We start from the raw sequence: 12,178 nt of genomic DNA on the forward strand, positions 1-12,178 counted from the left end.
GGTAGAAACGATGCCCGATGGCGTGTAAGCGCAGGTTAAGGGGCTGATCGCGGTGATCCGCATCTCCTGACAACGGCTTTATCAGCCGTGCTCAGACCCCGGAGGGCAGCTCAAAAATCTTCCTCGGCCCCTCTAAGGACCCGCTCGGCGACGGCGAGTTCCTCCCGCTCGGCCTGCACCTCCGCCAACTGCTTGGCCGGCTGCTCTTCGAGCCCGTCCAGTTCCGCGCGGCGCACGGAAGAGGTGCCCGTGGCGGAGCGGCCGCCGCCGATGGCGGCCTACCGGAGAAGTACGGCAGTATGCCGACGGTCTCCGCGGTCTTCACGGCGCTGCCCGACCCCGCGGACCATCCCGTGTTCCGCCTCCGGGCGCACGGCTGACCGACCCCGGGCGGGGGTAGTAGGGCGCGGCGCCCTCACGCTCCGGTGACCGCGGTCGGCTGCGGGAACGTGACGCCGGTCAGCTCCTCGGAGACCGTCCACAGGCGCCGGGCCGTCGCCGGGTCGCTGGCCGCCGGGGAGCGGCCGACCAGGGTCGGGGCGCCGCGCACCTCGCCGAAGCCGTCCGGGCCGACGCAGCTCGCGCCGGGGAGGTCCTGGACGGCGGCGTACAGGGTCGGCAGTGCGCCGGCCTTGTTGTCCTGGGCCACGGCCCGCATGACGACGCGGCCCAGCGCGCTGCCGTCGTGGCGCTGCAGGTTCGTGGCGGCCCGGCCGGGGTGCGCGGCCAGGGCACACACGGGCGAGTGCGATGCGGCGAGGCGGCGCTGGAGTTCCAGCGTGAACAGCAGGTTGGCCAGCTTGGACTGGCTGTATGCCTTCCTCGGGGCGTACTCGCCGGTGAGGTTGAGGTTGTCGAAGTGGATGTGCGGGGTGCCCGGCTTCTTGTGCGCCTCGGACGACACGGTCACCACACGGTCGGTGATGTGCGGCAGCAGCAGGTTGGTCAGGGCGAAGTGGCCCAGATGATTGGTCCCGAACTGCGTCTCGAAGCCGTCCTTGGTGCTGGACTCCGGGGTGTTCATGACGCCGGCGTTGTTGACGAGCAGGTCCAGATCGCCCCGCCAGGCGGCGGCGAACTCACGCACGGAGGCGAGGTCGGCCAGGTCGAGCCGGCGTACCTCCACGCTGCCGTGCACGCCCGCGGCGGCGGCCTCGCCACGCTTGGGGTCCCGTACCGCGAGCACCACATGGGCACCCACGGCGGCCAGCGCCTCGACGGTGGCGATGCCGATACCGCTGTTGGCGCCGGTAACGACGGCAGTGCGACCGTTCCAGTCAGGTATGTCGGTGATGTTCCACTTGCCGGGTGCGGTGCTGGGTGCAGTAGTTCGGCGTCCCGGTCTTCGCGACGCTTCACGGTTACGCCAACCTGGCCGCGACCGGCATGCTCGCTCCGGAGATCGTGGAACACGGGCTGGACGAGGTGATCGCGTTCATCCTGCGGGGCTGCGCGCCGGACGGGCGGGCCTGACCGGGCGTCCGGATTTCCCCGTTCAGTCCCGGCCTCAGCGTTGATTCGCCATGTCCGGTTCCGGCATGTTGATCAGATGTTGTAGACGGCGAATGCGGCATTGCGGTCGATGGGGTCGCGGCGAGCGTGGGCGATGTTGGCTCGATCAGCCAGACACATAGTGCTGATGCCACGAGGAGGTCCACCTCATGGCTGTAGACCAGGACCTCCTCGACCAGATCGCCAGCACCGTCGCCGACCTCTACCGCGAGGTCTAGGCCTCCCTGGTCAAGACGATCGCCGACGAACTCAAGCGGGACCTCCCGGCGCCGACGGCCGAGGTGAGGCTGGACTCGATCCGCAGGTTGCGCGCGGCCACCGAGGCCGTCCAGCAGCGCCTGGTCAAGACCAAGTCCGCAGCGGTGCGGGAGGCGATCAGGAGCCGGCGGGCCAGTATTCGTCGCGCAGGAGGCGTTTGTAGAGCTTCCCGGTGGGGTGCCTGGGCAGTTCCTCGCGAAAGTCGACGGACTTGGGACACTTGTAGGACGCCAGCTGGGAGCGGCAGTACTCGATCAGCTCGGCTTCCAGCTCCGGACCCGCCAGGTCCATGGAGGCCGGCTGGACGACCGCCTTGACCTGCTCGCCCATCTCCTCGTCGGGAACGCCGAGGACCGCCACGTCCGCCACCTTGGGATGGACGGACAGGACGTTCTCGGCCTCCTGCGGATAGACGTTGACACCGCCAGAAATGATCATGTAGGAGCGGCGGTCGGTGAGGTAGAGGAAGCCTTCCTCGTCGAGGTAGCCGATGTCCCCGAGGGTGGTCCAGCCCCGGCCCCGCGGGTCACGGGATGCCTCCGTCTTGGCCTCGTCGCCGTGGTAGACGAACTGCGGGCCGTCTGAGAAGTAGACGGTGCCGTGCTGGCGCGGCGGCAGCTCGTTGCCGTCCTCATCGCAGATGTGGGTGACGCCGAGCAGCGGGCGGCCGACCGTGCCCTTGTGTGCGAGCCAGTCCTGCGAGCCGACGTACAGGAAGCCGTTGCCCTCGGTCCCCGCGTAGTACTCGTGGATGATCGGCCCCCACCAGTCGATCATCCGTTCCTTGACGGGGATGGGGCAGGGGGCGGCGGCGTGGATCGCGCAGGCCAGCGACGACAGGTCGTGGCGCACGCGGGCCTCCTCGGGCAGTTTGAGCATCTTGATGAACATCGTCGGCACCCACTGCGAGTGGGTGACACGGTATTTCTCGATGAGCGTGAGCGCCTGCTCCGGGTCGAACCTCTCCATGACGACGATCGTGGCGCCCATCCGCTGGAAGCTCATGCAGTAGCGCAGCGGGGCGGCGTGGTAGAGCGGAGCCGGGGAGAGGTAGACGCTGTCGGCCGAGGGGGCGAACAGGAACTGGATGAGCCGCAGCAGCGGCCCGGGCTCCTCCAGCGGGGCCTTGGAGAGCGTGGGCTTGACGCCCTTGGGGCGCCCGGTGGTGCCGGAGGAGTAGAGCATGTCCACGCCCTGGCACTCGTCCTCGACGGGCGTGGCGGGGTGGGCCGCGACGGCCTTCTCGTAGGAGTCGAAACCGGGGGCGACACCGTCCAGCATGAGCCTGAGCCCGACCTTGGGCGCGAGGTCGGTGATGGAGACCGCTACGTCCGCGAGGGCGGCCGAGGAGATGAAGACCCGGGCCCCGCAGTTGTCGACGATGTAGGCGAGCTCGTCGGTCTTCAGACGCGAACTGATGGCCGTGTAGTACAGGCCCGAGCGGTGCGCGGCCCAGGCGACCACCAGGAAGAGCGGGTGGTTCTCCAGCATGAAGGCGATGTGGTCACCCGGCCGTAGGCCGGCTGCGCGGAAGAGGTGGGCGAGGCGGTTGGACTCCTCGTCCAGCTCGCGGTAGGTGACGACCCGTCCGGAGCCCGCCATGATCACAGCGGGCTTGTCCGGCGAAACTGCTGCGATGGCTCCCGGGTGCATGGAGCAGAACATTACTCGGCTTCAGGTTCGGTGAGAAGTACTCGAACGCGGCAGGGCCGCGACCTCGCGGACGAGGTCGCGGCCCTGGGATGACGGTTCTCACGGCCGTGGAAGCGGGTTTCTCACGGCCGTGGAAGCGGGTTTCTCACGGCCGTGGAAGCGGGTTTCTCACGGCCGTGGAAGCGGGTTTCTCACGGCCGTGGAAGCGGGTTTCTCACGGCCGTGGAAGCGGGTTTCTCACGGCCGTGGAAGCGGGTTTCTCACGGCCGTGGAAGCCAGGGCCCCGGCGTTCCCGGGTTCTGATGCGGTATGCCGACGTTGAGCGTTTGGCCAGGTGGAACGCGAAAGAGCGCGACTTCTGCTGATCTTTCGGGTGTCGAAATCCGGAGATCATCGCAGGAGTCGCGCTCGTGTCCCCATCTTCTCTGACCAGTTCCCCGCATGTCTCGTGTCTTGACCAGCTCGCCGACTTGGCATTGTGGGAGTCCGAACTGGCACCCGATCCGGTCGTGGTGGAATCGGCGTTGATGCGCCGGTTGGCGACGGTTCCCGATCGGCGGTCTGCTTGCGGTCTGCGCCATCCGCTGGTGGCCATCTTGACGTTGGCCGCGTGCGCGACCCTGGTCGTCGGCGGCGACAGCGTCGCGGCGATCTGGCAGTGGGCCGCCCGAAGCCCGCAAGCGGCGCTGGAGCGGCTGGGCGCCTACCGTGATCTGTTCACCGGGTTGTTCCTCGTGCCCAGTGAGCGTACCTTCCGCCGTGTTCTGGCGGAGCTGGACGCCGATGCGCTGGACGCCGCGATCAGCGGCTATGTCGCCGAGGTGATACGGCAGGAGGCTCTGACGCCACAACTGCCCGACACTCCCGGCCCCGCCGAACGGGAACAGCGCCGCGCGGCACGACGCCGGCTCAGCCATCCCGCCCCGGCCGGGCTGCTGCCCGCAGCGGCGCTGGACGGCAAGGCCCTGCGCGGGGCACGCACCAGCGAAGACGGGAGGGTCTTCCTGGTCGGCGCGATCAGCCACGAGCACGGCGTGATCCTGGGCCAGTGTCAGGTCGCCGGCAAGAAAGGCGAGGGTCCCGCCGCCCGCGCGATGCTGCCCCACCTGCGGGTGGCCGGGATGGTCTTGACCTTGGACGCCCTGCACACCACCAAGACCACCGCCCGTCTGATCACCCAGCTGGGCGGCCACTACGTCCTCATCCTCAAGGGCAATCAACCGCTGGCACGCGCCGCCGCGCACGCGCTGTTGTCCGGGCCGGATGCCGACTGGACGCAAACCACCGCGGTCGATGACGATCACGGGCACGGCCGCAGGGAACGCCGCACCATCCGCACCGCCTCTGCCGATGACGGCCTCTTCCCCGGCGCCCGGCAAGCCTTCCGGCTCCGCCGCGACGTCGGCGAATTGGATGGCGCCTGGACCAGCAAGGAGATCGTGTTCGGCATCACCAGCCTGCCCGTTGAATTGGCAGGCCCCGCGCACCTCAACCACTACGAAAGGGCGCACTGGGGGGTGGAAAACCGGCTGAATTGGGTCAGGGACGTCACATTCGCGGAGGATCATTCCCAGGTCAGGACGGGTACCGCACCCAGAACCCTAGCCAGCCTCCGGAATCTGGCGATCAGCACCATCCGTCTGGCCGGCCGGGCCAACATCGCCCACGCTCGCCGCGATCTCCTCGACCACGATGCCGCATTCGCCGTCTACAACATCTGATCAACAGGACGGACTTGGACATAACAATTCAACGCCGGGGCCCTGCCGTGGAAGCGGGTTTCTCACGGCCGTGGAAGCGGGTTTCTCACGGCCGTGGAAGCGGGTTTCTCACGGCCGTGGAAGCGGGTTTCTCACGGCCATGGAAGCGCTCCCCCGGTCACCCCGGTGTGGCCGCGCGGCGGCAGAAGGTCATCGGCTCGGCCGGTCAGTCGCGCGCGAGACGGCGGGCGACGGTGTCGCCCAGGCTCTGCACGAGTTGCACGACGGCGACCAGCACGACAACGGTGACGATCATGAGGATGGTCTCGAAGCGCTGGTAGCCGTAGCGGATGGCCAGGTCTCCGAGCCCGCCCCCGCCGATCGCCCCGGCCATCGCCGAGTACGAGATCAGCGCGACCACGGTCACCGTGAGCCCCGCGATCAGGCCGGGCATCGCCTCGGGCAGCAGCACCTTGCCGACGATGGTCGCGCGCCCGGCCCCCATGGCCTGGGCCGCCTGTACCTTGTCCCTGCCGACCTCGCGCAGCGCGGTCTCCACCAGGCGGGCGAAGAACGGCGCCGCGCCGAGCGTCAGCGGGACCACCGCGGCGATGGTGCCGATGGTCGTGCCGACGATCAGCCTGGTGAACGGGATCACCGCGATCAGCAGGATGGTCAGGCCGAGCTCGCGGTTGAGGCTCTTGAGCAGGGCCAGGATCGACTGCGTGGTGCCGGGGTCGAGCGCCGAGGTGGCCTCGTCCGACAGCAGGACCGGAGGACTGCCGGCCAGCGCGCGGGCGATGCCGACCCGCTGCTTCTGCCCTCCCGACAGCTGCGCGGGGTGCGCCCCGGCCTTGTCGGCCAGCCCGACCAGCTCCAGCAACTCGGCGGTCCGCCTGCCGCGCTCGGCCTTTGCCACTCCCATGACCTCCAGCGGGAAGGCGACGTTGCCGGCGACGGTACGGGAGGAGAGCAGCGCGAAATGCTAGTGGATCATCCCGATCCGCTGCCTCGCCTTGCGCAGGTCCCGCTCGGCCAGGCTCGTCAGCTCCTGACCCGCCACCGAGACGGTGCCCGAGGTGGGCCGCTCCAGGAGGTTCACGCAGCGCAGCAGGGTGCTCTTACCGGCGCCGCTCTGCCCGAGCACGCCGTATGTCTCACCCTCGCGGACGTGGAGGTCGACGCCGTCGACGGCGACCACCTCGCGCCCCCGATCTCGATAGACCTTTCGCAGGTCCGACACGTCAATCACTGCTGTACCCCAACATGGAACGGATCTCGGCAGGCTTCCGGGGAGGGAGCCGACGGGCGTCCCGGAAGGAGGGCAGGTGGCCCGGACGGTGCGGGAGGAGATGGTCCAGCGATCAGATCATGGTCTCTGGCCTCGGTCCACACCTGGCCCAACGCAACCCTTATTTACCGTCATTCCCGACATTTTATGTTAAATCGATCGGCCTTCACGAACACCCGTGCCCGGAGTCGTCCGGCAGCCCGTCCCCCTCCCCCTCGTTCGTACACCGGGATCGACCGGGGCCGGCACGCGACTCCTCAGCTTCACCACCGCTACAAAAACCTCGGCGACAAGGGGGAGGCTTCACCGATCCCGAGATCTCCTCAACCGCCGGAGCGACGTGCTCTACACGGAGAACGCCCTGGTCCTGGGGTGAGATGACCCGGAGAGGCACTCGGGAACTCAGAGCTTATTTCTTAGCAGGTGCACCACCGAAGCATCCGCTCCACGGGCGGGCCGCAAGCGGCCAACCCGGCGCAGCCAACCATCAGCGTCGCCGCTACTTCGGAACTTCTCGTCTAGAAGTGCACTGAAGATCTTGGTTTGAGTGGATATCGGCGCGGAGCAGGCGCCCCGGCGGCTTATGCAGTGGCGGGGTTCAGTGCCCAGGCGCCGCCTGTGTGGGTGAGTCCGAGGTTGATGAGGCGGCGGAGGTTGAGTGCGGCAGCGCGGTTGTGGAGCCAGATGTTGTTCTTGAGGACGCCGCGGTAGGGAACGCGACGGTTGCCTTTGGCGACCAGCCAGGCGATGGCGCGTTCGACGGGTGGTCGCCAGCGGCGGTACTCCTGCTGCCATCGCTGACTGGTGGCGGCCTGCTGCCGGGCGGTTTTGAGGAGGTCATAGTGGGGGTGGACGTTGAAGGTGCGTCCGGTCTTGGACGTGGTGCAGCGTTCGCGCAGTGGGCAGGTGCGGCACAGGATCTTGAACTGGGCCTGGCGGTTACCACCTGCCAGCGGGCGGCCGAGGGTTTTGGTGTGGCCTGCCGGGCAGGTGACGCGGCCGGTTTGGGTGTCGACCTGGAAATCGTCGGTGGTGAAGCCGCCGGGGACGGCTTGGCGTAGCGGCGGCGGCTTGATCACCAGGGTGTGGCCGTCGGCTTGGAGGGTCTGTCGCAGGTCGCCGGTGCCGTAGGCGGTGTCGCCCAGTACCGTCAGGGCATCGTCGTCGCCGGCGAGGAGGCTTCGGGCGACGGCGGCCTCGTGGTTGTCCGCGCCGCTGCCCGCGGTGAGGGCGACCTCGGTGAACAGCCCCGCCTCGGGCTCGAACGCGGCATGTGCGCGAAAGCCGTCCTGGTGGCGGGTGCGGTTCTTGTGGATGTGGCGGGCCTCGGGGTCGACCGTGGACACGATGCGGTCGTGGGCGGTGCGCCGGGCGATCCGCCATCGGCCGTCGGAGCCGTCGGCGGGCTCGACGTCTTGTCCTGCGACCAGTGCCAGCAGTCCGAGGGCGCCTGCCGCCGTCTCGCCGAGCGGTTGGCCGGGCACGTGAGCGATGAGATTAAGGGCGTCGGTGACCAGGGCGTCGACCAGTGTGTCCCGCGCCTGCTGGTCGTTCCAGGCGATCTTCGGCTTGCCGGGGTCGGTGTAGTCGTGGGCGGTGCACCACTGGGCGGCGACCGGCTCGGCGCCGGGGACGTCGCGGATGACCCGGCGGATCGCGGCGATGAGCTGGGTGACGGTGTCCTGGGTGGCGACCGCGTCGTCCAGCACGGTGGAGTCCAACGCCCGGCGCTGCCTGCCTTTGAGGACGCCGGTGGCCGCGACGACTTCCCTGACCTTGGTGAACAGCCGGTTCGGATCGGCCGAGCGCTGCAGGCGCCGTCGGAAGTAGGTCAACAGCGACGGGTCGAACGCGGTGTCGTACAGACCCAGGCCGCAGGCGGCCTTCCACCTCAGGTCACAACGCAGTTCCTGAACCGTCTCGAAGTCCGACAGCCCGTGCAGGCTCTGCAGGACGATCACTGTGGCGAGCACCTGCGGCGGCATGCTCGGCCGCCCGTTCGCCGAGGGATACATGTCCGTGAACATGTCTGCTGGGAACAGCGTCTGCCGATGTTCGGCCAGGAACGCGAAAACGCTCCCGGCTGGGATCAGCTCCCGGCAGGTCTGCCACACATCCGGCCCTACCGGTTCTCCAGCCCATTCACCCTGCACGCAACGAGTCTGGCCCCGAATCATCCGAGGCGGGACCAGAACGCAAGATTTTCAGTGCACTTCTAGAAGTGCACTGAAGATCTTGGTTTGAGTGGATATCGGCGCGGAGCAGGCGCCCCGGCGGCTTATGCAGTGGCGGGGTTCAGTGCCCAGGCGCCGCCTGTGTGGGTGAGTCCGAGGTTGATGAGGCGGCGGAGGTTGAGTGCGGCAGCGCGGTTGTGGAGCCAGATGTTGTTCTTGAGGACGCCGCGGTAGGGAACGCGACGGTTGCCTTTGGCGACCAGCCAGGCGATGGCGCGTTCGACGGGTGGTCGCCAGCGGCGGTACTCCTGCTGCCATCGCTGACTGGTGGCGGCCTGCTGCCGGGCGGTTTTGAGGAGGTCATAGTGGGGGTGGACGTTGAAGGTGCGTCCGGTCTTGGACGTGGTGCAGCGTTCGCGCAGTGGGCAGGTGCGGCACAGGATCTTGAACTGGGCCTGGCGGTTACCACCTGCCAGCGGGCGGCCGAGGGTTTTGGTGTGGCCTGCCGGGCAGGTGACGCGGCCGGTTTGGGTGTCGACCTGGAAATCGTCGGTGGTGAAGCCGCCGGGGACGGCTTGGCGTAGCGGCGGCGGCTTGATCACCAGGGTGTGGCCGTCGGCTTGGAGGGTCTGTCGCAGGTCGCCGGTGCCGTAGGCGGTGTCGCCCAGTACCGTCAGGGCATCGTCGTCGCCGGCGAGGAGGCTTCGGGCGACGGCGGCCTCGTGGTTGTCCGCGCCGCTGCCCGCGGTGAGGGCGACCTCGGTGAACAGCCCCGCCTCGGGCTCGAACGCGGCATGTGCGCGAAAGCCGTCCTGGTGGCGGGTGCGGTTCTTGTGGATGTGGCGGGCCTCGGGGTCGACCGTGGACACGATGCGGTCGTGGGCGGTGCGCCGGGCGATCCGCCATCGGCCGTCGGAGCCGTCGGCGGGCTCGACGTCTTGTCCTGCGACCAGTGCCAGCAGTCCGAGGGCGCCTGCCGCCGTCTCGCCGAGCGGTTGGCCGGGCACGTGAGCGATGAGATTAAGGGCGTCGGTGACCAGGGCGTCGACCAGTGTGTCCCGCGCCTGCTGGTCGTTCCAGGCGATCTTCGGCTTGCCGGGGTCGGTGTAGTCGTGGGCGGTGCACCACTGGGCGGCGACCGGCTCGGCGCCGGGGACGTCGCGGATGACCCGGCGGATCGCGGCGATGAGCTGGGTGACGGTGTCCTGGGTGGCGACCGCGTCGTCCAGCACGGTGGAGTCCAACGCCCGGCGCTGCCTGCCTTTGAGGACGCCGGTGGCCGCGACGACTTCCCTGACCTTGGTGAACAGCCGGTTCGGATCGGCCGAGCGCTGCAGGCGCCGTCGGAAGTAGGTCAACAGCGACGGGTCGAACGCGGTGTCGTACAGACCCAGGCCGCAGGCGGCCTTCCACCTCAGGTCACAACGCAGTTCCTGAACCGTCTCGAAGTCCGACAGCCCGTGCAGGCTCTGCAGGACGATCACTGTGGCGAGCACCTGCGGCGGCATGCTCGGCCGCCCGTTCGCCGAGGGATACATGTCCGTGAACATGTCTGCTGGGAACAGCGTCTGCCGATGTTCGGCCAGGAACGCGAAAACGCTCCCGGCTGGGATCAGCTCCCGGCAGGTCTGCCACACATCCGGCCCTACCGGTTCTCCAGCCCATTCACCCTGCACGCAACGAGTCTGGCCCCGAATCATCCGAGGCGGGACCAGAACGCAAGATTTTCAGTGCACTTCTAGAAGTGCACTGAAGATCTTGGTTTGAGTGGATATCGGCGCGGAGCAGGCGCCCCGGCGGCTTATGCAGTGGCGGGGTTCAGTGCCCAGGCGCCGCCTGTGTGGGTGAGTCCGAGGTTGATGAGGCGGCGGAGGTTGAGTGCGGCAGCGCGGTTGTGGAGCCAGATGTTGTTCTTGAGGACGCCGCGGTAGGGAACGCGACGGTTGCCTTTGGCGACCAGCCAGGCGATGGCGCGTTCGACGGGTGGTCGCCAGCGGCGGTACTCCTGCTGCCATCGCTGACTGGTGGCGGCCTGCTGCCGGGCGGTTTTGAGGAGGTCATAGTGGGGGTGGACGTTGAAGGTGCGTCCGGTCTTGGACGTGGTGCAGCGTTCGCGCAGTGGGCAGGTGCGGCACAGGATCTTGAACTGGGCCTGGCGGTTACCACCTGCCAGCGGGCGGCCGAGGGTTTTGGTGTGGCCTGCCGGGCAGGTGACGCGGCCGGTTTGGGTGTCGACCTGGAAATCGTCGGTGGTGAAGCCGCCGGGGACGGCTTGGCGTAGCGGCGGCGGCTTGATCACCAGGGTGTGGCCGTCGGCTTGGAGGGTCTGTCGCAGGTCGCCGGTGCCGTAGGCGGTGTCGCCCAGTACCGTCAGGGCATCGTCGTCGCCGGCGAGGAGGCTTCGGGCGACGGCGGCCTCGTGGTTGTCCGCGCCGCTGCCCGCGGTGAGGGCGACCTCGGTGAACAGCCCCGCCTCGGGCTCGAACGCGGCATGTGCGCGAAAGCCGTCCTGGTGGCGGGTGCGGTTCTTGTGGATGTGGCGGGCCTCGGGGTCGACCGTGGACACGATGCGGTCGTGGGCGGTGCGCCGGGCGATCCGCCATCGGCCGTCGGAGCCGTCGGCGGGCTCGACGTCTTGTCCTGCGACCAGTGCCAGCAGTCCGAGGGCGCCTGCCGCCGTCTCGCCGAGCGGTTGGCCGGGCACGTGAGCGATGAGATTAAGGGCGTCGGTGACCAGGGCGTCGACCAGTGTGTCCCGCGCCTGCTGGTCGTTCCAGGCGATCTTCGGCTTGCCGGGGTCGGTGTAGTCGTGGGCGGTGCACCACTGGGCGGCGACCGGCTCGGCGCCGGGGACGTCGCGGATGACCCGGCGGATCGCGGCGATGAGCTGGGTGACGGTGTCCTGGGTGGCGACCGCGTCGTCCAGCACGGTGGAGTCCAACGCCCGGCGCTGCCTGCCTTTGAGGACGCCGGTGGCCGCGACGACTTCCCTGACCTTGGTGAACAGCCGGTTCGGATCGGCCGAGCGCTGCAGGCGCCGTCGGAAGTAGGTCAACAGCGACGGGTCGAACGCGGTGTCGTACAGACCCAGGCCGCAGGCGGCCTTCCACCTCAGGTCACAACGCAGTTCCTGAACCGTCTCGAAGTCCGACAGCCCGTGCAGGCTCTGCAGGACGATCACTGTGGCGAGCACCTGCGGCGGCATGCTCGGCCGCCCGTTCGCCGAGGGATACATGTCCGTGAACATGTCTGCTGGGAACAGCGTCTGCCGATGTTCGGCCAGGAACGCGAAAACGCTCCCGGCTGGGATCAGCTCCCGGCAGGTCTGCCACACATCCGGCCCTACCGGTTCTCCAGCCCATTCACCCTGCACGCAACGAGTCTGGCCCCGAATCATCCGAGGCGGGACCAGAACGCAAGATTTTCAGTGCACTTCTAGCCCGGACCCTCCTCGCCCCCGGTTCACTGCCCACCGCTCGGGTTCGTGCGACCAGGGGGAGTAGCTCTGCCGTTCGCCGCCTCAGCGCGTCCAGGCGGGCGTTGACGGTCGCGGCGGCGGTGCCCCAGCGAGCGGCGAACCAGGCGGCGAG

8 protein-coding genes and 1 pseudogene are annotated in these 12,178 nt (G+C 68.5%); 1 reads left to right on the plus strand and 8 read right to left on the minus strand.

The genetic code is table 11. The features are described from left to right. Nucleotides 1-110: 110 nt before the first annotated feature. From OG884_RS00605 to OG884_RS00620, 4 genes are all read right to left on the minus strand, one after another. Nucleotides 111-236 (minus strand): hypothetical protein, encoded by a 126-nt coding sequence (locus tag OG884_RS00605; protein ID WP_326641040.1) that lies wholly within the window; start codon nucleotides 234-236, stop codon nucleotides 111-113. 179 nt (nucleotides 237-415) lie between these two features. Then, the gene (locus OG884_RS00610; RefSeq protein WP_326646832.1) at nucleotides 416-1,294 is read right to left on the minus strand and encodes an oxidoreductase; all 879 of its coding nucleotides are present in this window, start codon (nucleotides 1,292-1,294) and stop codon (nucleotides 416-418) included. Nucleotides 1,295-1,726: 432 nt separating this feature from the next. Next, nucleotides 1,727-1,858, minus strand: a complete 132-nt coding sequence (locus OG884_RS00615) for a hypothetical protein (RefSeq protein ID WP_326641042.1) — start codon at nucleotides 1,856-1,858, stop codon at nucleotides 1,727-1,729. A gap of 29 nt (nucleotides 1,859-1,887) precedes the next feature. Next, complete coding sequence (locus OG884_RS00620; RefSeq protein WP_326641045.1) at nucleotides 1,888-3,435, minus strand: acyl-CoA synthetase; 1,548 nt, start codon at nucleotides 3,433-3,435, stop codon at nucleotides 1,888-1,890. A gap of 398 nt (nucleotides 3,436-3,833) precedes the next feature. Between OG884_RS00620 and OG884_RS00625 the strand changes: the two genes are divergently transcribed. Further along, nucleotides 3,834-5,144: an ISAs1 family transposase gene (locus OG884_RS00625; protein ID WP_326638736.1), complete on the plus strand. Its 1,311-nt coding sequence runs from the start codon at nucleotides 3,834-3,836 to the stop codon at nucleotides 5,142-5,144. A gap of 205 nt (nucleotides 5,145-5,349) precedes the next feature. On the opposite strand, the pseudogene OG884_RS00630 reads toward OG884_RS00625, so the two are convergent. The 4 genes and pseudogenes from OG884_RS00630 to OG884_RS00645 form a co-directional block, all read right to left on the minus strand. Next, nucleotides 5,350-6,375 (minus strand): annotated as a pseudogene (locus OG884_RS00630) (ATP-binding cassette domain-containing protein). Nucleotides 6,376-6,995: 620 nt separating this feature from the next. Further along, nucleotides 6,996-8,567 (minus strand): IS1182 family transposase, encoded by a 1,572-nt coding sequence (locus tag OG884_RS00635; RefSeq protein ID WP_326639485.1) that lies wholly within the window; start codon nucleotides 8,565-8,567, stop codon nucleotides 6,996-6,998. A gap of 125 nt (nucleotides 8,568-8,692) precedes the next feature. After that, nucleotides 8,693-10,264 carry an IS1182 family transposase gene (locus OG884_RS00640; RefSeq protein WP_326639485.1) on the minus strand — a complete coding sequence of 524 codons (1,572 nt, stop codon included), beginning with the start codon at nucleotides 10,262-10,264 and terminating at the stop codon, nucleotides 8,693-8,695. Between the two features lie 125 nt (nucleotides 10,265-10,389). Beyond that, nucleotides 10,390-11,961, minus strand: a complete 1,572-nt coding sequence (locus OG884_RS00645) for an IS1182 family transposase (RefSeq protein WP_326639485.1) — start codon at nucleotides 11,959-11,961, stop codon at nucleotides 10,390-10,392. Nucleotides 11,962-12,178 lie beyond the last annotated feature (217 nt).

It is taken from the genome of Streptosporangium sp. NBC_01755, from assembly GCF_035917995.1.
Classification (GTDB): domain Bacteria; phylum Actinomycetota; class Actinomycetes; order Streptosporangiales; family Streptosporangiaceae; genus Streptosporangium.

What these genes read in the sequence shown, in the direction of transcription:
- OG884_RS00620 (WP_326641045.1), bottom strand. Translation starts at nt 3,435, where the DNA reads ATGTTCTGCTCCATGCACCCGGGAGCCATCGCAGCAGTTTCGCCGGAC.